Origin of the sequence: Streptomyces sp. NPDC015139 (genome assembly GCF_043079785.1) — a bacterium.
In the GTDB taxonomy this organism is placed as follows: Bacteria; Actinomycetota; Actinomycetes; order Streptomycetales; family Streptomycetaceae; genus Streptomyces; species Streptomyces albidocamelliae.
Genome location: NZ_JBIBUW010000011.1, coordinates 131723 through 153656, shown reverse-complemented (window position 1 = coordinate 153656; position 21934 = coordinate 131723). Strand labels below are relative to the sequence as shown.

Sequence of the window (21934 nt, the reverse complement as noted above, 5' to 3'; positions counted from 1 at the left end):
CGGACCGGAGAGCGAGGGATCACAAGTGCGCCGCGCCGTCTGTCCCGGGTCGTTCGACCCGATCACCAACGGACACCTCGACATCATTGCCCGAGCCTCCCGTCTGTACGACGAGGTCTACGTGGCGGTGATGATCAACCAGTCCAAGAAGGGCCTGTTCGAGATCGAGGAGCGGATCGAGCTGATCCGCGAGGTCACCGCCGAGTACGGCAACGTCCGGGTCGAGGCCTTCCACGGCCTCCTCGTCGACTTCTGCAAGCAGCGCGACATCCCGGCCATCGTCAAGGGCCTGCGCGCGGTCAGCGACTTCGACTACGAGCTGCAGATGGCCCAGATGAACAACGGCCTCACGGGCGTCGAAACGCTGTTCGTGCCCACCAACCCCACCTACAGCTTCCTCTCCTCCTCCCTGGTCAAGGAGGTCGCGGCCTGGGGCGGGGACGTCTCCCACCTGGTGCCCGCCCAGATCCTGGACGCCCTGAACACGCGCCTGCGCAAGGACTGATGGGGCTACAGTCGTCCCGTCCGTCTCCAACCCGGCTGTAGAGAGTGGCGAGCACAGGTGGACGTGCAGAAGAAGCTCGACGAGATCGTCTCCGCGGTGGAAGGCGCCCGGGGCATGCCCATGTCGGCGTCCTGCGTGATCAACCGTGCCGAGCTGCTCGCGATGCTGGACGAGGTGCGCCAGGCCCTGCCCGGCTCCCTCGCCCAGGCACAGGAACTGATCGGCGGCCGTGAGCAGATGGTCGAGCAGGCCCGCGCCGAGGCCGACCGGATCATCTCCGACGCGCACGCCCACCGCGGCTCGCTGATCTCCGACACGGAGATCGCCCGCCGCTCCCAGACCGAGGCCGACCGGATCCTCGACGAGGCCCGCAAGGAGGCCGACGAGGTCCGCGCCGAGGCCGACGACTACGTCGACTCCAAGCTCGCCAACTTCGAGGTCGTCCTCACCAAGACGCTCGGCTCGGTCGGCCGCGGCCGCGAGAAGCTGCTCGGCACCGGCCCCGGCCTGGACGAGAACGGCTACGAGGACGAGGACGCCCCCGAGCGCAGCCAGGACCCGGAGACCCTGCGGCACAACGCCGACGCGTACGTCGACGTCAAGCTCGGCGCCTTCGAGGCGGTCCTCGCCAAGACCCTGGAGGCCGTCGGGCGGGGCCGGCAGAAGCTGCACGGCCGGATCGCCACGGACGACCTCGGCGCCCTCGCCGACGACACCACGACCTTCCAGCACTCCAGCGACGCCGACTACCTCGCCGACCTCGCGGCCCTCGCCGACACCCCGGCCGAGCGCCCCGCGCCGCGGCAGCCGGAGCCGTCGTACGAGCCGCAGCCGGCCTACGCCCCCACCCCCGGCTACGGTCCGGCGGGCGGCGACCCCGTCCCGCAGCAGCCGGACCCGTACGCCGGCTTCCCGCAGCAGCCGGACTACGCCCAGCAGCAGGACCCGTACGGCTACCAGCAGGCCGACCCCTACGCCTACCAGGGGTACGACGCCCAGCAGGCCGCCTACGACCCCCACCAGGGGCAGCAGCAGGCCCAGCAGCACTCCCAGCAGGGCTACGACCTCGACGAGGCCAGCCTCTTCGACACGAGCATGATCAGCGCGGAGCAGCTGAGGGCGTACGAGCAGGGCCGGGGCCTGCAGTAGCGGCCGGAGCGGTACCGGATTGGGCCCTGAGCGAAAGGTCCAGTATCCTGGCTCTTCGGTCGCGCGTATGTCCGCGATCACCGCTGCCCGGAACACCGTCGGGCGGCGTCCCCTCGAGTTCAGAAGATCGAAAGCAGGAATGGCCTCCAACGCCCGCCTCGACCACCGCAACCCCCTCGTGTTCGACACGCACGAGCTGGGCCGGCGTCCTGGCGCGCTGCAGCGCCTGACCCGCACGATCGACGCCCCGGCCGATCTCGGCATCCCGGGAGTCATCGGAGTGCCGCAGGGCGCCCCGGTGGAGCTCGAACTCCGACTCGAGTCGGTCATGGAAGGTGTGCTCGTCACAGGCACCGCCCGTGCACAGGCCGAGGGGGAGTGCGTAAGGTGTCTGGAGCCGGTCGGGCTGGAGCTCGAAACGGACTTCCAGGAGCTGTTCTCGTACCCTGACGCCGACGACCGGGGCCGCGTGATCGCGGAACCGGGCGACGACGCCGAGGACGACGAGGACAGGTTCTACCTCGAGGACGGCCTGTTCGACCTCGAACCTCTGCTGCGCGATGCGGTGGTGCTCGCACTGCCGATGCAGCCGGTGTGCCAGGAAGACTGCCCGGGCCTGTGCTCCGAGTGCGGAGTGCGGCTCGCGGACGACCCGGACCACCACCACGACGCCGTCGACATCCGTTGGGCGGCTTTGCAGGGACTCGCCGGTTCACCTGAAGACGGCGAGAAGGACGAGATGAGCGGCGCTGACGCGGAAGCGGGCGTCGACGAGAAGCAGGAGAAGTAGCCGTGGCTGTTCCGAAGCGGAAGATGTCGCGCAGCAACACGCGCCACCGCCGGTCGCAGTGGAAGGCTGCGGTCCCCACCCTGGTTGCGTGCGAGCGCTGCCACGAGCCCAAGCAGCAGCACATCGCGTGCCCGTCTTGCGGCACCTACAACAAGCGCCAGGTCCTCGAAGTCTGAGCGGGCTGGTGAGAGGCACTGTGTCCAGTCCCAAGAGGGCGGAAGACGCCAAGGCGGACGCACCCGCCAAGAAGAAGGTGGACAACCAGGCCTCGTCCCACACGCTTCTGGAAGGGCGGCTCGGCTATCAGCTCGAGTCCGCCCTTCTGGTGCGTGCGCTGACCCACCGTTCGTACGCGTACGAGAACGGCGGTCTGCCGACGAACGAGCGACTGGAGTTCCTCGGGGACTCCGTGCTCGGCCTCGTCGTCACGGACACGCTGTACCGCACCCACCCCGACCTGCCCGAAGGCCAGCTGGCCAAGCTGCGGGCCGCGGTGGTCAACTCGCGTGCGCTGGCGGAGGTCAGCCGTGGCCTCGACCTGGGCTCCTTCATCCGGCTCGGCCGTGGTGAAGAGGGCACGGGCGGCCGGGACAAGGCGTCCATTCTCGCCGACACCCTGGAAGCGGTGATCGGCGCGGTCTATCTCGACCAGGGCCTCGACGCGGCCTCGGAGCTGGTACACCGGCTCTTCGACCCGCTGATCGAGAAGTCCTCGAACCTCGGAGCCGGCCTGGACTGGAAGACCAGTCTCCAGGAGCTCACCGCGATCGAGGGGCTCGGCGTGCCCGAGTACCTGGTCTCGGAGACCGGTCCCGATCACGAGAAGACCTTTACTGCTGCTGCCCGCGTCGGAGGCGTCTCGTACGGCACCGGCACCGGCCGCAGCAAGAAGGAGGCGGAGCAGCAGGCCGCCGAGTCCGCCTGGCGGTCCATCCGGGCAGCCGCGGACGAGCGCGCCAAGGCGGCCGAAGAGGCCGCTGCGAAGGACGGCAACCCGTCGTCCGCCTCCGCCTGACGAAGAGAGCAGTATCCGGACGCCCGCCCCGCCGTTCCCGACGGGGCGGGCGTTCGGCTCATCCACCGCTGTGTACGGGGGTCCCGATGCCCGAGTTGCCCGAGGTCGAGGTGGTCCGGCGCGGTCTGGAGCGATGGGCCGCCCATCGCACCGTCGCCGAGGTCGAGGTGCTGCACCCGCGCGCCGTCCGCCGGCACGTGGCGGGCGCCGACGACTTCGCGCACCGGCTCAAGGGCAAGCACATCGGTACCCCCGGCCGTCGCGGCAAGTACCTGTGGCTGCCGCTGGAGGAGACGAACGAGTCCGTCCTCGCACACCTCGGCATGAGCGGCCAGCTGCTGGTGCAGCCGCACGAGGCGCCGGACGAGAAGCACCTGCGCATCCGGATCCGGTTCGCCGACTCCCTCGGCACGGAACTGCGCTTCGTCGACCAACGCACCTTCGGCGGACTGTCGTTGCACGAGAACACCCCCGACGGGCTGCCCGACGTCATCGCGCACATCGCCCGCGACCCCCTAGACGAGCTGTTCGACGAGGAAGCGTTCCGGCAGGCCCTGCGCCGCAAGCGCACGACCGTCAAACGGGCCCTGCTGGACCAGTCGTTGATCAGCGGGGTCGGCAACATCTACGCGGACGAGGCCCTCTGGCGCGCCCGCCTCCACTACGAGCGGCCGACGGCGAACCTCACCCGCCCGGTCGTCACCGAACTCCTGGGCCACGTACGGGACGTGATGAACGCGGCCCTCGCCGTCGGCGGCACCAGCTTCGACAGCCTGTACGTCAACGTCAACGGCGAGTCGGGCTACTTCGACCGCTCCCTGGACGCGTACGGCCGTGAGGGCCTGCCCTGCAAGCGGTGCGGCACCCCCATCCGCCGCCGGCCCTGGATGAACCGCTCCAGCTACTTCTGCCCGAAGTGTCAGAGGCCGCCGCGCGTCTCGTCGTAACGCGCACGGGACGCGAGCACGTCGTCCATCGCACCCTCCACGCAGTGGATGAGCGCCAGCAGGCGTTCGGCGACCTGGCGGCCCAGGGGGGTGAGTTCGTAGTCCACGCGGGGCGGGTTCGTCGGCTGCGCCTCGCGGTGCACCAGTCCGTCGCGCTCCAGCGCGTGCAGCGTCTGGGACAGCATCTTCTCGCTCACACCGTCGACGCGGCGGCGCAGCTCGTTGAAGCGCAGCGAGCCCTCGCACAGCGCGCCGAGCGTCAGTCCGCCCCAGCGGCCCGTGACGTGCTCCAGCGTGCCGCGTGACGGGCAGGCCTTGGCGAAGACGTTGTAGGCGAGGTCGTCGTGGTCCGGGGCGATGGCGGTCATATCGGCAAGGGTACGCGGGTACAGCGCCACCTGCCAGGTTGCACTAACTCCTGGATAGTGCTTTCCTTTGGTTATTGCTTTTGGCCTGCCCCTTCCAAGGAGTGTCATGTCCTACCCTGTCGTTTCCATCGCCTACCACTCCGGTTACGGCCACACCGCCGTCCTCGCCGAGGCCGTCCGTGCGGGCGCGGTGGACGCGGGTGCCGAGGTGCACCTGATCAAGGTCGACGACATCACCGACGAGCAGTGGGAGACGCTGGACCGCTCGGACGCGATCGTCTTCGGTTCGCCCACCTACATGGGCACCGCCTCCGGCGCCTTCCACGTCTTCGCCGAGGCGAGCTCGCGGCGCTGGTTCGGCCAGGACTGGAAGGACAAGCTGGCGGCCGGCTTCACGAACTCGGCCTCGAAGAGCGGCGACAAGCTGCACACCCTGCAGTTCTTCCAGACGCTCGCCGCCCAGCACGGCATGCACTGGGTCAACCTCGGCCTGCTGCCCGGCTGGAACAGCAGCACCGCCTCGGAGAACGACCTCAACCGCCTCGGCTTCTTCGCCGGCGCCGCCGCGCAGAGCAACAACGACCAGGGCCCCGAGGGCGTCCACAAGGCCGACATCGCCACGGCCGAGCACCTCGGCCGCCGCGTGGCGGAGACCGCGCTGCTGTTCGCGCGCGGGCGCGCCGCCGCATAGGACGGCTCCGGGCCCGGAATTCCGGGGTTCGGGATCGCCTGGGTGGTACGTTCCGTCGAACGGGTGTTACCTGGTGTGAGCGGAGATACCGGAGGGGTGTGGATATCTCGGGGTGAAGGAGGCCGACATATGCGCAGCAACCCGGTCATGCGAACCCTGGCAGCCGCCGTCCTCGCGGGCGGTGCCGTCGCCGGAACGGTCGCGGTCGCGAGCCCGGCGTCAGCCGCGGTGACCACGGACAGCGTCCGGTCGCTGTCACCAAGCGTCCAGACGCACGGCGGATGCCGCTTCGGCGCGGGCTTCAACCGCGGCTTCAACAACTGCGGCGGCTTCGGCACACTCGGAGCCACGGGGTTCTATCCGTTCGCCGGCTATCCCTACAGCAACGTCCCGGTGGTGATCATCATCCGCTGACGCGGCCCGCCAACGCCCACCGAGACGGAACCCCAAAGGGGCCGCCGCATCCCATGCGGCGGCCCCTTCTCGCTCTCCCGAGGGGCGTAGGCGCCGACTGCTCCCTCAGCGGGTCGTACGCTCATGGCCATGGTGATGACCTGGGCCGACTTCTGGGCGTGGATAGGCACTCTGGACGGCAGGGCCGACGAAGCCGGTTGTGGCCGTCTCGCCGCGGAACTGAGCAAGCGCCCGGTCTCCGACATCCAGGGCTTCGCCGAGCGCCTGGCGGAGGCTCTGTACCGTCTGGATCAAGAAAAGTTCGGCACTCTGCCGGTCGCCGACCTGACACTGCGGGACGGTGAACCCTTCCCGCAGTCCGCGGACAGCTTCCTGTACGCACGCTGCGCCGTGGTGGCCGCGGGTCGATCCGTCTGGGAGTCGGTGTTCTTCGACGTCGGCCGGTTCGCCCCGTACACCGCCTCCACGCACGACGGCGAGTTCCTGCTCTACGTGCCTGATCAGGCGTACGAGCTGGCGACGGGTCGGGAATGGGATCGGTCCACGCGCCACTGTGTCGAGACCTTCTCGAACCGGGACGGCTGGCCGCATCAACCGGCCTGAACGCCGGCAACACGGCACGGCCGGAGGCACTGTGGCACAGAGGTCTGGCGGTCTCGGACTAGAAGCCGAAGTCCTGCGTCCACCAGGGGCCGCCCTGGCCCATGTGGACGCCGACGCCGAGGGTCTTGTAGTCGCAGTTCAGGATGTTGGCGCGGTGGCCCGGGCTGTTCATCCAGGCCTCCATCACGGCCGCCGCCGACGCCTGGCCGCGAGCTATGTTCTCGCCGCCGAGGTCGGTGATGCCCGCCTTCGCGGCCCGGTCCCACGGGGTGGCGCCGTCCGGGTCGGTGTGGTCGAAGAAGTCCCGCGCGGCCATGTCGTCACTGAAGGCGCCGGCCAGTCGCGCCAACGAGGAGTTCGCCGCCAGGGCGCTGCACCCGACCTTCGCCCGCTCCTCGTTGACCAGTTTCAGCACCTCCGCCTCGGCGACGGCCTCCGTCGACACGGGGCCCGGTGCGGTGGAGGCACTGGGCGCCTTGGTCGCCGTACGCGACGGGGTGGTCTTCGGCCTCGACGGTGCGGGCCTTCCCGGATTCGTGCGCGACGGGGAGGTCTCTCGCGCCGGCTTCGAGGCGGAGGGCGACGAGGAAGAGGGAGAGGAAGGGGAAGAAGGGGAGGCAGAGGGGGACGACGAGGAAGCGGGGGCGGAGGGGGTGCGCGGCTGCGATCGCCCGTTCCCGCCCGCGGCCGAGCCGTCGCGGCTGTCGGCGCTGCCCGAGGTTCCCCCCTGCTCGCTGGCCGTGTTGCTGGGAGAGTCGGCCGCCTGTATTCGGTCACCGCCCGTGGTGTGCGTACCGCCACCGAGCCGGTAGTCCTGCAGACCCGGCACCACTCCGGTGGCCACGGCGACCGTGCCGAGGGCGACGGCCGCGGACACCCCGAGCAGCCCGGTGCGCACCGGCCGCGCGGCCTTCTTCCGGTGCCGGTGACCCGGCGCGCGGACACCGGCGGGGGTGAACCCGCCGCCCGCGGGGGCGGATCCGGCCGGGCCGTGGCCGTCGCCGTCGGCCGAGAACAGGTAGGCGTGAGCCCGGGCGTTCGTCTCGGCGTAGGCCTCCGGGTTGAGATAGGGAGCGATGCCCATCGGCGCCCGTCCGCCCGCGGACGAGCGCAGGGGATCGTCACCCCCCGGGGCGGAGTGCGTGTACGCGGTTCCCGGGGCGCGGCCCTCGGATGCGCGGCCGGCGGCGACGCGTCGGTGGCGTCCCATGTCCCTGCCCTCTTCCTCGTGCCCGCGGTCGACCGGTGCCGGCGTGCCGAGTGACCCCCTGGCCGACCAAACCCACTCGATCGAGTGAGTTTCATATGAGATGTATTGGGTGCGGACGCTACCGCATGCCCTTGGGGTGCGACGTGTGTCGAGCGACATCGGCCGGTTAGGTTGCACCCATGAGCGAGGATGTACGACTGGTCGCCTGGGTCCGCGGACGCGTGCAGGGTGTGGGTTTCCGCTGGTTCACGCGCGCCAAGGCGCTGGAGATCGGCGGCCTGAGTGGTTTTGCTCTCAATTTGGCCGACGGCCGGGTCCAGGTGGTCGCCGAGGGATCGAGGAACGGCTGCGAGGGTCTGCTCGACTGGCTCCAGGGTGACGACACGCCCGGACGCGTAGAAGGAGTCACCGAGATCTGGGACACACCCCGCGGCGGCTACGACGGCTTCGCCATCCGCTGAGCCGATTTCTGTACAGACCCGCAGGCCGGGGCGGGGTGAGCTGCCAACGGCACATGCGCGGAGCAGAAACGACCTGGTGGTTGCCAGATGCGACGTGGCGTGGCAGGCTCCGCTGGTACAGCTGATCGTCGGCTGGTCACCACGCCCTGAGGGCACCGGAAGAGTCGCAGCGCCGCCGTTTTCCCGGCCGCGCGCCCCGGTCCGCCCGCCAATACAGGGTGTGATCGTGTTGACCGTCAAACTTTTTGGTGAGACGCTGAAAGCCCCGCGCACCTTAGCTGTTTGGCATGAAGCAACAGCAGAGCAAGACCACGATGTGCCAAGCACCGCGGGTGCGATTCCCTCACGACCCACACCGCATCGGTCGGTCACTCAGTGTGGAGGACCATCCATCATGGCAAAGGCGCTTCTCGGTTACGTCGGCGGCTCCGACCCTCGACTCCTCGCCGAGATGCGACGGCTGCAGCAGCGCGTTCAGGACCTGGAGTCCGAGCTCGTACGGATCCAGGCGGAGAACGAAGAGCTGTCGGCTGCCGCCTCTCAGGACAGGATCATGGAGAGCATCGACGCACACCAGGCGGAGCCTGCGCTCACCTGATCACTGCATCGCTCCACGACAGCAGTCGCAGAAGATCGGGCTGCCCGTATCAACCGCTCAGTTGATCCGACGACCGCAACCCGGCCGTCAGAGTTGCAAGGGACGCTTCGGCGTCCCTTCTTTCTTTCCCCCGCGCATCCTTTCACCTTCTTTAACGTACGGTGTGCCCTGCATGTTCATGGGCGAAACCGCGCGGTTGCGAGGGTTCATGGAGTGAGATAGCGGCGCCCGGTAGAGTCCGGCGGCGTGCACCTCAAGGCCCTGACCCTCCGCGGGTTCAAGTCGTTCGCCTCGGCGACCACCCTCCGGTTCGAGCCGGGGATCACGTGCGTCGTCGGCCCGAACGGCTCGGGCAAGTCCAACGTCGTGGACGCGCTCAGCTGGGTCATGGGCGAACAGGGCGCCAAGTCCCTGCGCGGCGGCAAGATGGAGGACGTCATCTTCGCCGGCACCACCGGCCGCCCGCCGCTGGGCCGCGCCGAGGTGTCCCTGACCATCGACAACTCCGACGGGGCGCTGCCCATCGAGTACGCCGAGGTCACCATCACGCGGATCATGTTCCGCAACGGCGGCAGCGAGTACCAGATCAACGGTGACACCTGCCGGCTGCTCGACATCCAGGAACTCCTCTCCGACTCCGGCATCGGCCGCGAGATGCACGTCATCGTCGGCCAAGGCCAGCTCGACTCCGTGCTGCACGCCGACCCCATGGGCCGCCGCGCCTTCATCGAGGAGGCCGCCGGCGTCCTCAAGCACCGCAAGCGCAAGGAGAAGGCGCTCCGCAAGCTCGACGCGATGCAGGCCAACCTCGCGCGCGTGCAGGACCTCACCGACGAACTGCGCCGTCAGCTCAAACCCCTCGGACGCCAGGCGGCGGTGGCGAGAAGGGCCGCCGTCATCCAGGCGGATCTCCGCGACGCCCGGCTGCGCCTGCTCGCCGACGACCTCGTACGGCTGCGGCGAGCGCTCAAGGCCGAGATCGCCGACGAGGCCGCCCTGAAGGAGCGCAAGGAGAGCGCGGAACACGAGCTGAGGAAGGCTCTGCACCGCGAGTCCCTGCTGGAGGACGAGGTACGGCAGCTCACGCCCCGACTCCAGCGCGCCCAGCAGACCTGGTACGAGCTGTCCCAGCTGGCCGAACGGGTCCGCGGCACCGTCTCGCTGGCCGACGCCCGGGTGAAGAGCGCCACCTCCGCGCCCCCCGAGGAGCGGCGCGGCCGCGACCCCGAGGACCTGGAGCGCGAGGCCGCCCGCGTCCGCGAGCAGGAGGCGGAACTGGAAGCCGCCCTGGAGGCGGCCCAGCACGCCCTGGACGACACGGTCGCCCACCGCGCCGAACTGGAACGGGAGCTGGCCGTCGAGGAGCGCCGGCTCAAGGACGCGGCCCGCGCCATCGCCGACCGCCGTGAGGGACTGGCCCGGCTGTCCGGGCAGGTCAACGCGGCCCGCTCGCGCGCCGCCTCCGCCCAGGCCGAGATCGACCGGCTGGCCACGGCCCGGGACGAGGCCCAGGAGCGGGCCGTACGGGCGCAGGAGGAGTACGAGGCCCTGCAGACCGAGGTCGACGGCCTGGACGCCGGCGACGCGGACCTCGCCGAGCGGCACGAGGCGGCCAGGAGGCAGCTCGCCGAGGCCGAGGCGGCGCTCGGCGCGGCACGCGAGGCGGCCACCGCGGCGGAACGCGAACGCGCCGCGACCCGGGCCCGCCACGAGGCGCTGGCGCTCGGCCTGCGCCGCAAGGACGGCACCGGCATACTGCTCGGCGCCCGCGATCGCCTCACCGGCGTCCTCGGTCCGGCCGCCGAACTGCTGACCGTGACCCCCGGCCACGAGGTGGCCCTCGCCGCCGCCTTCGGCGCCGCGGCCGACGCCATCGCCGTGACGACCCCGGCCTCGGCGGCGGACGCGATCCGTCTGCTCCGCAAACAGGACGGCGGCCGGGCGGCCCTGCTGCTGGCGGGCGACCCGGAACCGCCCCACGGGGACGCGGGGAACGGCACGGCCGGCCATGACGACGGAGCGGCCGGCCGGCCGCCCGGCTCGGCGACCCCCGCCGCGCAGCTCGTGCGGGGCCCCGCCGAACTTCTGCCCGCCGTCCGCCGTCTGCTGCGCGGCATCGTCGTCGTCGCCACCCTGGAGGACGCCGAGGAGCTGGTCTACGCCCACCCGGAGCTGACCGCGGTGACCGCCGAAGGCGATCTGCTCGGCGCCCACTTCGCGCACGGCGGCTCGGCCGGCGCGCCCAGCCTGCTGGAGGTGCAGGCCTCCGTGGACGAGGCCGCCGCCGAGCTCGCCGAGCTGGCGGTGCGGTGCGAGGCGCTGGCCGAGGAGCAGGAGGCGGCGGCCGAGCGGCGGACGCGGGCGGCGGCCCTCGTCGACGAGGTGGGGGAGCGGCGCCGGGCCGCCGACCGGGAGAAGTCGGCCGTGGCCCAGCAGCTCGGCAGGCTCGCCGGACAGGCGCGTGGCGCGGCCGGTGAGGCCGAGCGGTCCGCGGCCGCGGCCGCGCGGGCGCAGGAGGCGCTGGACAAGGCCGTGCGGGACGCCGAGGAACTGGCCGAGCGGCTGGCCGTGGCCGAGGAGATGCCGGTCGACGACGAGCCGGACACCTCGGCGCGGGACCGGCTCGCCGCCGACGGCGCCAATGCCCGGCAGACCGAGATGGAGGCCCGGCTCCAGGTCCGTACCCACGAGGAGCGGGTCAAGGGGCTCTCGGGCCGGGCCGACTCGCTGGACCGGGCCGCCCGCGCCGAACGCGAGGCACGCGCGCGTGCCGAGCAGCGCCGGGCCCGGCTGCGGCACGAGGCGGCCGTGGCGGAGGCCGTCGCCTCCGGCGCCCGGCAGCTGCTGGCGCACGTCGAGGTGTCGCTGGCCCGTGCCGAGCGGGAACGCGCCGTGGCCGAGGCCGCCAAGGCGCGGCGGGAGCAGGAGCTGACCGTCGCCCGCACGACCGGCCGCGAACTGAAGTCCGAGCTCGACAAACTGACGGACTCGGTGCACCGCGGGGAGGTCCTCGGCGCCGAGAAGCGGCTGCGCATGGAGCAGCTGGAGACCAAGGCGCTGGAGGAACTGGGTGTCGAACCGGCCGGCCTGGTGTCGGAGTACGGGCCGGACCAGCCCGTGCCGCCCTCACCCCCCGCCGACGGCGAGCAGCTGCCCGACGACCCCGAGCACCCCCGCAACCAGCCCCGGCCCTTCGTGCGCGCCGAGCAGGAGAAGCGGCTGAAGGCCGCGGAGCGCGCGTACCAGCAGCTGGGCAAGGTCAATCCGCTGGCGCTGGAGGAGTTCGCGGCGCTGGAGGAGCGGCACAAGTTCCTCAGCGAGCAGCTGGAGGACCTGAAGAAGACCCGCGCCGACCTGCTCCAGGTGGTGAAGGAGGTCGACGAGCGCGTCGAGCAGGTGTTCACGGAGGCCTACCGGGACACGGCCCGCGAGTTCGAGGGCGTCTTCGGCCGGCTGTTCCCGGGCGGCGAGGGACGGCTCGTCCTGACCGACCCCGACAACATGCTCACCACGGGCGTGGACGTCGAGGCGCGCCCGCCGGGCAAGAAGGTCAAGCGGCTCTCCCTGCTTTCGGGTGGTGAACGCTCGCTGACGGCCGTGGCGCTGCTGGTGTCGATCTTCAAGGCCCGGCCCAGCCCCTTCTACGTCATGGACGAGGTCGAGGCCGCGCTCGACGACACCAACCTGCAGCGGCTGATCCGGATCATGCAGGAGCTGCAGGAGGCCTCGCAGCTCATCGTGATCACGCACCAGAAACGCACGATGGAGGTCGCCGACGCGCTCTACGGCGTCTCGATGCAGGGCGACGGCGTGTCCAAGGTGATCTCCCAGCGGCTGCGCTGAGCCGCCTTTTTCAAGATCGACTCACTCCATGTTCACTAATTGAACACGGAACCCTCAGGCGCGTCTCGGAACTCACAGCAACCCGACTATTGACTTCGAAACTTGAAGGCATAGTCTCTGCAACGTTGCTTTTACCTTCAGGTGTCAGTGGTGTGAAGTTGTGCCCCACTGGATACCAGGGAGGGATCACCCCACCCCGGCAGCGTTGCCGCGGCCCGAGGAGTCTTTCGTGACCAGCACTGCGCAGGCACCACAGCCAGGAGCCAACACGGCTCATCCCGAACATCTCGGGCACGTCATCTTCATCGCGGCGGCTGCCGCCATGGGCGGTTTCCTGTTCGGCTACGACAGCTCCGTCATCAACGGCGCCGTCGAGGCCATCAGGGACCGCTACGACATCGGCTCGGCGGCCCTCGCGCAGGTCATCGCGATCGCCCTGATCGGCTGTGCCATCGGCGCCGCCACGGCCGGCCGCATAGCCGACCGCATCGGCCGCATCCGCTGCATGCAGATCGCCGCGGTCCTCTTCACCATCAGCGCCGTCGGCTCCGCGCTGCCGTTCGCCCTGTGGGACCTCGCCTTCTGGCGCATCATCGGCGGCTTCGCCATCGGCATGGCCTCGGTCATCGGCCCCGCCTACATCGCCGAGGTCGCCCCGCCCGCGTACCGCGGCCGTCTCGGTTCCTTCCAGCAGGCCGCGATCGTGGTCGGCATCGCCGTCTCCCAGCTCGTCAACTGGGCCATCCTGAACGCGGCGGGCGGCAACCAGCGCGGCACGCTGATGGGCCTCGAGGCCTGGCAGGTCATGCTCGGCGTCATGGTGGTCCCGGCGGTCCTGTACGGTCTGCTCTCCTTCGCGATCCCCGAGTCGCCGCGCTTCCTGATCGAGGTCGGCCGCAAGGAGCGCGCCCGTGAGGTGCTCAAGGAGGTCGAGGGCGACAAGATCGACCTGGACGCCCGCGTAGCCGAGATCGAGCGCGCCATGAAGCGCGAGCACAAGTCGACCTTCAAGGACCTGCTCGGCGGCTCCGTCTTCTTCAAGCCGATCGTCTGGGTCGGTATCGGCCTGTCGGTCTTCCAGCAGTTCGTCGGCATCAACGTCGCGTTCTACTACTCCTCGACGCTGTGGCAGTCGGTCGGCGTCGACCCGACGGAGTCGTTCTTCTACTCCTTCACGACGTCGATCATCAACATCGTCGGTACCGTGATCGCGATGATCTTCGTCGACCGCATCGGCCGCAAGCCGCTCGCCCTCATCGGCTCGGTCGGCATGGTCATCGGTCTCGGCCTCGAGGCCTGGGCGTTCTCCTACAACCTGGTCGACGGCAAGCTCCCGGCCACGCAGGGCTGGGTCGCCCTGATCGCCGCCCACATCTTCGTCCTCTTCTTCGCCCTGTCCTGGGGCGTGGTGGTCTGGGTCTTCCTCGGCGAGATGTTCCCGAACCGGATCCGTGCCGCCGCCCTCGGCGTCGCCGCCTCCGCGCAGTGGATCGCCAACTGGGCCATCACCGCGAGCTTCCCGTCGCTGGCCGACTGGAACCTCTCCGGCACGTACGTGATCTACACGATCTTCGCCGCGCTCTCCATCCCGTTCGTCCTCAAGTTCGTCAAGGAGACGAAGGGCAAGGCGCTGGAGGAGATGGGCTGACCGGCCCCCCGTACTCGGGGAGAAGGGCCAAGTCCCCGCTGCCCCTCTCCTCGTACCGTCCGCCGCCCCCGATCCCGGCCACCGCCCGGATCGGGGGCGGCGGTGTCGCATCACTGGCGCGTGCCGGGTCCGCCCGGACCGCTTCTGGCGTGCCGACGCTCCCACCGGGGACGCGACCGTCCGGGCCCCTGCTCGCGAACGGAGGAGCGGTGCCGCCGCCCACGGGCCCGCAAGGGGCCGCGCCACCTGCCCTGCCCGCGCCCGGTCCGGTGGCGGCGCCTCCAACGCCACGGACACGGAGCCGCGACGCTCCGACTGGGTCTTCGTGGCGTGGTCGGGCGCCCAGCGCACCCAAGCCGTTCAGGACGCCGGCGAACGCCGCCCTCACGGTCGTCCGCCCGCACCGCCCGCCGGACTCGCCTTGTTCCGGACCGGCCGCAGCCTCTCCTCCACCGATCGCGGAGCTCCGCCGATCACGGAGCTTTGCCGATCACGGAGCGGAGCCGCGGCGCGCCGGTCGCGCCCCCGCCTTGCGACCCGGCCCGCAGCGCCCCCGGACCCCCCGAGCCCTCCGCGGCCCTATTCCGGCCGTACCTCTCGGCCCCGCTTCGGCCCGGTCCCCCAGCCGGGCAGCCGAGCCGGGACCCGGGACGCGGGGGCCGCCAGCGCCCCCGCACGCCTCACCCCTCCAGCGCCGGGATCACCCGCTCCGCGAACAGGCGCAGGCTTCGCCAGCCCTCCTCCAGGGGCATGCCGCCCGCCAGCGGGTGGAGGACCAGGCTGTCCAGGCGCTGGGCGACGCACTCCTGCGGGGTGAGGATCCGGTACACACCCTCCGCGCGCAGTTCCTTGACCGAGGTCGCCGCGGACCTCACCGCCGAGCGGATCTGGTCCGACTGCCAGGAGGCGTACGTCCGGGCCTCGTGCAGGAAGTGCTCGCCGTACTCGGCCCACGCCCGGTCCGGGTCCTCGGCGAGGTGGAGGAGAGGGGTCTCGGCGGCCGGCATCATCGTCCAGCCCTCGGTGCCGTACGCGGTGAGCTGCTCCTTGTAGTACGCCTCCAGCTCCGGCAGGTGCGCGCTCGGGAAGAACGGCAGGCCCAGCCGGGCGGCACGGCGGGCGGCGGCCCTGGAGGAGCCCCCGACCAGCAGCAGCGGATGCGGATCGGTGAACGGACGAGGAGTGACCCGCACCCGGCGGCCCCGGTACGCGAACTCCGCGCCCGACCACGCCTTCAGCAGCGTCTCCAGCAGCTCGTCCTGGAGCCGGCCGCGCCGTTTCCAGTCGACGCCGAACAGCTCGTACTCCTCGGGCCGGTAGCCGATCCCGGCCACGGTCACCAGGCGGCCGCCGCTGAGCAGGTCCAGTACGGCGATGTCCTCGGCCAGCCGCAGCGGGTCGTGCAGTGGGCCGATCACCGCCGACACCGTCACCGCGATCCGGCGGGTGGCCCCGAACACCGCGCCCGCGAAGGTGAACGGCGACGGCAGCCAGTTGTTGCCCGCGCCGTGGTGCTCCTCGGTCTGCACGGTGGTGATCCCGTGCTCGTCCGCGTACGCGGCCATCTCCAGGGCGGTCCGGTACCGGGCGGCGAGGGAGGCGGGCGTGGCGCCGGGCTCGACGAGATTGAAACGTACGACCGTGACGGGCATGCGAAGTCCCCCTCCGGTGCGAAGAGCGGTGGAGGGGGACGGTAGCTGACGAAGCGTCAGATTGCTATGACGAGGAAGGCGGACTCGTGGACGACCCGCGCGGGCACAGGGCGGCCGCTCCGGCCGGCGCCGGTCAGACGCCCGCGGTCACGGGCTCCTCGGCCGGCTCCCCGGTCCGTGCCGGGGTGGTCACGGCCGGCTTCGGCAGGGCGAGGTACAGCAGGCCCGAGATCACGATCGTGGCGACCCAGCCGAGGCCGTACTCGCCGATGACGTTGTTCTTCGCGAGCGGGCCGGTGAACCAGTCCGAGGTGGTGAACATCAGACCCGAGACCAGGCCGATCGCCCACGCGGCCACGGCCGCGGGGGAGAAGCCGCCCCGGTACCAGTAGGCGCTCGCGCGGGTGGTGTCGGCCATCGCGCGGGCGTCGTACTCCGTGCGGCGCAGCATGTCCGCGCCGAAGACGCCCACCCAGGCGGAGAAGGCGACCGCCAGCAGGGACAGGAAGGCGATGAACGAGCCCATGAAGCTCGTCGCCACCAGCATCAGCACCCCGCCGAAGATCAGCGAGATCACGGCGTTGACCGAGACCGCCCAGTGGCGCGGCACCTTGAAGCCGAGGGTCTGCGCGGTGAACCCGGCCGAGTACATCGACATCGAGTTGATCAGCAGCATGCCGATCAGCGCGATGCACAGGTACGGCACCGCGATCCACGTCGGCAGGATCTCGCCGAGGAAGGACACCGGGTCGCTCGCCGACGCCAGATCCGGCGTGGACACCGCCATGACCGCGCCCATCAGCACCATCGGCAGGACGACGACACCCGCGCCGCCCACCGCCGTGCCCACGATCGCCTTCGACGAGGCCGTGCGCGGCAGGTAGCGGGTGAAGTCCGGCGCGGACGGGATCCAGCTGACACCGCCGGCGGCGATCATGCCGATGCCGGTGATCACCGCGGCCGTCGAGCCGGCGCTGTGGTCCATGACCTTCGACCAGTCGGTGTTCGCCACCAGGTAGCCGAGGACGAGCACCGAGAACACGCCGAACAGATAGGTGGCGTACTTGTTGCACTTCTGCACGGCGTTGATGCCGAGTCCCGAGATCGCGAAGGTCGCGACGACGAACACCAGCAGCGTGACCATGTCCAGCACGCTGTTCGCCCGGATGCCGAACAGGATGTCCAGGATGGTGAGCATCGCGTAGGCGCCGGTCACCGCGTTGATCGTCTCCCAGCCCCAGCGGGCCACCCAGATCAGCGAACCCGGCAGCAGGTTGCCGCGCTGTCCGAAGACGGCGCGCGAGAGCGCCATGCCGGGCGCTCCGCCCCGCTTGCCCGCGATGCCGATCAGCCCGACCAGGCCGTACGACACGATCGGCGCGGACACCGCGACGACGAGGGCCTGCCAGATGTTCAGGTGGTACGCCACGACGAGGCTCGCGCCCATCGTCAGCAGCAGCACGCTGATGTTCGCACCGACCCAGGTGGGGAACAGCTCACGGGTCTTCGCGGTGCGCTCGTGGTCGGGGACCTGTTCGATGCCTCGGGTCTCGAGAGCGCCTTCGGTCTCGACTGTTTTGCTCATGAAAGACGGTGCCCAGACGTGGGGGGACAGGGACTAGGGGACTCTACGCGCGTCAACAGCGCCGTCACCATCGTACTTTGATCCCACTCCTCGCCATACGTGGCGTTTGTCTCTCGGAGGAAGCCACAAACGAGGGCCTGCGGTTACCCATGGCTGATACTGGACGGGTTATGGAAACCATCATCCTTGCTGTAGTCATCGCCGTGGTCGTGCTCGGCGCGCTCGGCGGGCTGATCGTGGGCAGCCGGCGCCGGAAGCCGCTGCCACCGCCGCCCCCGAAGACGCCCGACATCACCGCGCCCCCGGCCGAGCCGCACGTCGGCGACGAGGCCGAGACGCCGCGCGACGAACCGCGCCGGACGATCGAGGAGGTGGATCTCCCCGGCGGCCCCGCACCGGTCGTCGTAGAGGAGCCTCCCGCCGGCCCCGAACTCGAGGTCCCGCAGCTCGAGATCCCGGAGCCCACCGCCGGTCGGCTGGTCCGCCTGCGCGCCCGCCTGTCCCGTTCCCAGACCGCCCTCGGCAAGGGTCTGCTCACGCTGCTCTCGCGCGAGCACCTGGACGACGACACCTGGGAGGAGATCGAGGACACCCTGCTCACCGCCGACGTCGGTGTGCAGCCCACCCAGGAACTGGTCGACAGCCTGCGCGAGCGGGTGAAGGTGCTCGGCACCCGCACCCCGGTGGAGCTGCGCGGCCTGCTCCGCGAGGAGCTGCTCAAGCTGGTCGGCACCGACGTCGACCGCACGGTGAGGACCGAGCCCGAGGACCGCAAGCCGGGCATCGTGATGGTCGTCGGCGTCAACGGCACCGGCAAGACCACCACCACCGGCAAGCTCGCCCGCGTGCTCGTGGCCGACGGCCGCACGGTCGTGCTCGGCGCAGCCGACACCTTCCGCGCCGCCGCCGCCGACCAGCTCCAGACCTGGGGCGAGCGCGTCGGCGCCCACACCGTGCGCGGGCCGGAGGCGGGCGACCCCGCCTCCGTCGCCTTCGACGCGGTGAAGGAGGGCAAGGAGATGGGGGTCGACGTGGTCCTCATCGACACCGCCGGCCGGCTGCACACCAAGACCGGTCTCATGGACGAGCTGGGCAAGGTCAAGCGCGTCGTGGAGAAGCACGCGCCGCTGGACGAGGTGCTGCTGGTCCTCGACGCCACCACCGGCCAGAACGGCCTGGTGCAGGCGCGGGTCTTCGCCGAGGTCGTGGACATCACCGGCATCGTGCTGACCAAGCTGGACGGCACGGCCAAGGGCGGCATCGTCGTCGCCGTCCAGCGCGAGCTGGGCGTCCCGGTCAAGCTGATCGGGCTCGGCGAGGGCGCGGACGACCTCGCGCCGTTCGAGCCGGAGGCGTTCGTGGACGCCCTGATCGGCGACTGACACCGGCTGCCGATCGCCCGCGGAGCACTCCGGGTAGCTCCGGGCCACCTCCGGATCGCCGGAGACGACCGGCCGGACACGGCCGCAACGCGGGTTCCGGATGCGGTCCCGGACACTGCAAGAAGCGCCCGCCCCCGAGGTGCAGTCGGGGACGGGCGCTTCGCTCTGTCCGGGGCGCTACGCCCGTGCGCGCGACCGGTGCGCCACGTACGCCAGGGTGCCCAGCAGCAGCCGGGCCGCCGGCGGCCGGGTCGCCGAGTCCAGCGCGGGCGGCCGCAGCCAGCGCACCGGACCCAGGCCCCCGCGGTCGGAGGGCGGCGCGGTGATGTGGGAGCCCGGGCCGAGGCCGCGCAGGTCCAGCGCTGAAGGATCGTCCCAGCCCATGCGGTACAGCAGCCGGGGGAGCCCGGCGGCGGCGCCGGGGGCGACGAAGAAGTGGGCGCGGCCGTCGGGGGTGGCGGTCACCGGGCCGAGGGGGAGGCCCATGCGTTCCAGGCGGACCAGGGCGCGGCGCCCGGCGGCCTCGGAGACCTCGATGACGTCGAACGCCTGGCCGACCGGCAGCATCACCGCGGCGCCCGGGAACTCGGACCAGGTCTTGGTCACCTCGTCCAGCGTGGCCCCGGCCGGTACCTGCGGGGCGAAGTCCAGCGGATGCGCGCCGGGCGCCGGGCAGCCGGTGCGCCCGCACGAGCAGACGCCCGCCGCGGCACGTGCGCCGGGGACCGCGTCCCAGCCCCACAGCCCGGTGAACTCGGCGACGGCGGTGCACTCCGACGAACGGCCGCGCCGACGTGTGCCGGAACGGATCTCGCGAATGCCGCCGATCGTGAAGCCCATGCCCCCTCCAACGGGTCCTGCGCGCCGGTGGTTACGACACGGAACGAGACGGAAGCGGAACGTAACGCTACGGCTCCGCCTGCCCTCGGTCCCGTGAGGCCAAGGCGGCGCATCGGAGCGCTTCGGGTGGCGCGCCGGTGACCATGCGCCCCCGGGTGCATCACTCCGCCGACTTCCAGTCGTCCTATGTCAAGTGAATCGCGCCTGGGCGACCGTGAGTTCATTCGAAGGGGTGGCGAATGGTGGCGTTTCAGGGATCCACGTGGCTGAGCCGGTGATCGTAGGATTACGGTGAGTGTGCGAGTCCAGGAGGCATATGCATCAGTGGGTATGCCGGAGGCGAGTCGTCATCTCGTTCGAAGGGTGAGAACCGGCGGACGGGAAGCCGTATTTACCGGCATTCTGATAGGGCTTGGCGCACTCGGCGACAAGTGGTCTCAGGGATGGGGGCGTTCCAGTGGGCGGCAACGGCGGTAGCGGTGCGAACGCTGACAAGCGCCCCAACGAGCTGCTCGGCTCGTGGTTCGTGCGCAGCGGCTGGTCCAAGGGCGAGCTGGCCCGCCAAGTGAACCGCCGGGCACGCCAGTTGGGTGCCAACCACATCTCCACCGACACCTCGCGCGTACGGCGCTGGCTGGACGGGGAGAATCCGCGCGAGCCGATCCCGCGGATCCTCTCGGAGCTGTTCTCCGAGCGCTTCGGCTGCGTGGTCTCCATCGAGGACCTCGGCCTGCGTGCCGCCCGCCAGTCACCCTCCGCGTCCGGCGTCGACCTGCCGTGGACCGGCCCGCAGACCGTCGCCCTGCTCAGCGAGTTCTCGCGCAGCGACCTGATGCTGGCCCGCCGGGGCTTCCTCGGCACCTCGCTGGCGCTGTCCGCGGGCCCCTCGCTCATCGAGCCCATGCAGCGCTGGCTCGTGCCCACCCCGGGCTCCGCGACCCCGCCCGAGCCGGAGAGCGGCCTCGACGCCCGCAGGCCGGGCCGGCTGTCCAAGCCCGAGCTGGACCTGCTGGAGTCCACGACGCGGATGTTCCGCCAGTGGGACGCCCAGTGCGGTGGCGGCCTGCGCCGCAAGGCGGTCGTCGGCCAGCTGCACGAGGTCACCGACCTCCTCCAGGAACCCCAGCCCGAGGCCACCACCCGCAAGCTCTTCAAGGTCGCCGCCGAACTCGCCGAACTCGCCGGCTGGATGTCGTACGACGTGGGTCTCCAGCCCACCGCGCAGAAGTACTTCGTCCTCGCCCTGCACGCGGCCAAGGAGGCCGGCGACAAGCCGCTCGGCTCGTACGTCCTGTCCAGCATGAGCCGCCAGATGATCCACCTCGGCCGGCCCGACGACGCCCTGGAGCTCATCCACCTCGCCCAGTACGGCAGTCGCGACTGCGCCAGTCCGCGCACCCAGTCGATGCTGTATGCGATGGAGGCCCGCGCCTACGCCAACATGGGCCAGCCCGGCAAGACCAAGCGTGCCGTCCGCATGGCCGAGGACACCTTCGCCGAGGCCGACGAGTGGGACGAGCCGGACCCCGACTGGATCCGCTTCTTCTCCGAGGCCGAGCTGTACGGCGAGAACTCCCACTCCTTCCGCGACCTCGCCTATGTCGCCGGCCGCAGCCCCACCTACGCGTCCCTCGCCGAGCCGCTCATGCAGCGTGCGGTGGACCTGTTCGCCAAGGACAGCGAGCACCAGCGGTCGTACGCGCTCAACCTGATCGGCATGGCGACCGTGCACCTGCTCCAGCGGGAGCCCGAGCGCAGCACGGACTATGCCTCGCGGGCCATGGCGATCGCCAAGAAGGTCCGCTCGGAGCGGGTGAACACACGCATCCGCAAGACGGTCGACACGGCCGTGCGCGACCACGGCGACCTCACCGCCGTCGTCGACCTCGGCGACCAGCTCGCCGTCGATCTGCCCGAGACCGCCGAGGCGGTCTGACCCACCCCGGATCCCCCGAGCCCCGGCCGCGGCCGGTCCTCCCGAACTGCCCGACTCGGCTCCCCCATGCCAGGTCATCGAGAGGCCGCCCGCGGCCGGCCTGTCTCCTCCCGCATGCCTGCCGGAGAAGGTTGCGTCACGATAACGATGGCGCGGCCGGGTCTCCCGCACTTCACCGACGCGTAACACGCACGGCGTCTTCGTCACCCCGGCGAAACAACGAGGGGCCTCCACCGAAACCGCGCTGCGCCAGTCTCATGGCGCATAACCGGCCCACCCCTCACCCCGACCGGACCG

The 21934-nt window shown here is 70.9% G+C and carries 20 protein-coding genes; 15 read left to right on the top strand and 5 right to left on the bottom strand.

The features are described from left to right. Positions 1-25: 25 nt before the first annotated feature. The 6 genes from coaD to mutM all read left to right on the top strand — a co-directional run bounded on the left by coaD (position 26) and on the right by mutM (position 4406). A complete protein-coding gene (coaD, locus tag ACF08B_RS27845) occupies positions 26-505 on the top strand; it encodes a pantetheine-phosphate adenylyltransferase (RefSeq protein ID WP_073889907.1) in 480 nt (159 codons plus the stop codon). A gap of 57 nt (positions 506-562) precedes the next feature. Further along, on the top strand, positions 563-1654 hold the full coding sequence (locus tag ACF08B_RS27840) for a cell division initiation protein (RefSeq protein ID WP_392319905.1): 1092 nt from the start codon (positions 563-565) through the stop codon (positions 1652-1654). Positions 1655-1793: 139 nt separating this feature from the next. After that, positions 1794-2444, top strand: coding sequence for a YceD family protein (locus tag ACF08B_RS27835; protein WP_392320038.1), 651 nt, complete (start codon positions 1794-1796; stop codon positions 2442-2444). 2 nt (positions 2445-2446) lie between these two features. Further along, positions 2447-2620, top strand: coding sequence for a 50S ribosomal protein L32 (gene rpmF / locus ACF08B_RS27830; RefSeq protein ID WP_003951102.1), 174 nt, complete (start codon positions 2447-2449; stop codon positions 2618-2620). A gap of 8 nt (positions 2621-2628) precedes the next feature. Then, entirely contained in the window at positions 2629-3459 is an 831-nt protein-coding gene (gene rnc / locus ACF08B_RS27825; RefSeq protein ID WP_392319904.1) for a ribonuclease III, read from the top strand. Between the two features lie 86 nt (positions 3460-3545). Then, entirely contained in the window at positions 3546-4406 is an 861-nt protein-coding gene (gene mutM, locus ACF08B_RS27820) for a bifunctional DNA-formamidopyrimidine glycosylase/DNA-(apurinic or apyrimidinic site) lyase (protein ID WP_392319903.1), read from the top strand. Here the strand turns inward: mutM and ACF08B_RS27815 are convergent. Then, a complete protein-coding gene (locus ACF08B_RS27815; protein ID WP_392319902.1) occupies positions 4379-4774 on the bottom strand; it encodes a winged helix-turn-helix transcriptional regulator in 396 nt (131 codons plus the stop codon). The genes mutM and ACF08B_RS27815 overlap by 28 nt on opposite strands. A gap of 106 nt (positions 4775-4880) precedes the next feature. On the opposite strand from ACF08B_RS27815, the gene ACF08B_RS27810 reads away from it, so the two are divergent. The 3 genes from ACF08B_RS27810 to ACF08B_RS27800 all read left to right on the top strand — a co-directional run bounded on the left by ACF08B_RS27810 (position 4881) and on the right by ACF08B_RS27800 (position 6482). Further along, positions 4881-5465, top strand: a complete 585-nt coding sequence (locus tag ACF08B_RS27810; RefSeq protein WP_392319901.1) for a flavodoxin family protein — start codon at positions 4881-4883, stop codon at positions 5463-5465. 129 nt (positions 5466-5594) lie between these two features. Next, the gene (locus ACF08B_RS27805; RefSeq protein WP_392319900.1) at positions 5595-5879 is read left to right on the top strand and encodes a hypothetical protein; all 285 of its coding nucleotides are present in this window, start codon (positions 5595-5597) and stop codon (positions 5877-5879) included. Between the two features lie 129 nt (positions 5880-6008). Beyond that, complete coding sequence (locus ACF08B_RS27800) at positions 6009-6482, top strand: DUF4240 domain-containing protein (RefSeq protein ID WP_392319899.1); 474 nt, start codon at positions 6009-6011, stop codon at positions 6480-6482. Positions 6483-6540: 58 nt separating this feature from the next. On the opposite strand, the gene ACF08B_RS27795 is transcribed toward ACF08B_RS27800, so the two are convergent. Further along, entirely contained in the window at positions 6541-7692 is a 1152-nt protein-coding gene (locus ACF08B_RS27795) for a CAP domain-containing protein (protein WP_392319898.1), read from the bottom strand. Between the two features lie 179 nt (positions 7693-7871). Between ACF08B_RS27795 and ACF08B_RS27790 the strand changes: the two genes are divergently transcribed. From ACF08B_RS27790 to ACF08B_RS27775, 4 genes are all read left to right on the top strand, one after another. Beyond that, positions 7872-8153 (top strand): acylphosphatase, encoded by a 282-nt coding sequence (locus tag ACF08B_RS27790; RefSeq protein ID WP_093697654.1) that lies wholly within the window; start codon positions 7872-7874, stop codon positions 8151-8153. A 394-nt stretch (positions 8154-8547) separates the two neighbouring features. Next, on the top strand, positions 8548-8751 hold the full coding sequence (locus tag ACF08B_RS27785) for a hypothetical protein (RefSeq protein WP_392319897.1): 204 nt from the start codon (positions 8548-8550) through the stop codon (positions 8749-8751). Between the two features lie 246 nt (positions 8752-8997). Further along, complete coding sequence (gene smc / locus ACF08B_RS27780; RefSeq protein WP_392319896.1) at positions 8998-12594, top strand: chromosome segregation protein SMC; 3597 nt, start codon at positions 8998-9000, stop codon at positions 12592-12594. 229 nt (positions 12595-12823) lie between these two features. Continuing rightward, entirely contained in the window at positions 12824-14242 is a 1419-nt protein-coding gene (locus tag ACF08B_RS27775) for a sugar porter family MFS transporter (protein WP_392319895.1), read from the top strand. 680 nt (positions 14243-14922) lie between these two features. Here the strand turns inward: ACF08B_RS27775 and ACF08B_RS27770 are convergent. After that, positions 14923-15894 (bottom strand): LLM class flavin-dependent oxidoreductase, encoded by a 972-nt coding sequence (locus tag ACF08B_RS27770; RefSeq protein ID WP_392319894.1) that lies wholly within the window; start codon positions 15892-15894, stop codon positions 14923-14925. A 133-nt stretch (positions 15895-16027) separates the two neighbouring features. Next, complete coding sequence (locus tag ACF08B_RS27765; protein WP_392319893.1) at positions 16028-17479, bottom strand: cytosine permease; 1452 nt, start codon at positions 17477-17479, stop codon at positions 16028-16030. 170 nt (positions 17480-17649) lie between these two features. On the opposite strand from ACF08B_RS27765, the gene ftsY reads away from it, so the two are divergent. Beyond that, the gene (ftsY, locus tag ACF08B_RS27760) at positions 17650-18861 is read left to right on the top strand and encodes a signal recognition particle-docking protein FtsY (RefSeq protein WP_093474364.1); all 1212 of its coding nucleotides are present in this window, start codon (positions 17650-17652) and stop codon (positions 18859-18861) included. 177 nt (positions 18862-19038) lie between these two features. On the opposite strand, the gene ACF08B_RS27755 is transcribed toward ftsY, so the two are convergent. Beyond that, complete coding sequence (locus ACF08B_RS27755) at positions 19039-19701, bottom strand: bifunctional DNA primase/polymerase (RefSeq protein WP_073889935.1); 663 nt, start codon at positions 19699-19701, stop codon at positions 19039-19041. Between the two features lie 457 nt (positions 19702-20158). On the opposite strand from ACF08B_RS27755, the gene ACF08B_RS27750 reads away from it, so the two are divergent. Next, positions 20159-21637 (top strand): hypothetical protein, encoded by a 1479-nt coding sequence (locus ACF08B_RS27750; protein ID WP_093474361.1) that lies wholly within the window; start codon positions 20159-20161, stop codon positions 21635-21637. Positions 21638-21934: the final 297 nt, after the last annotated feature.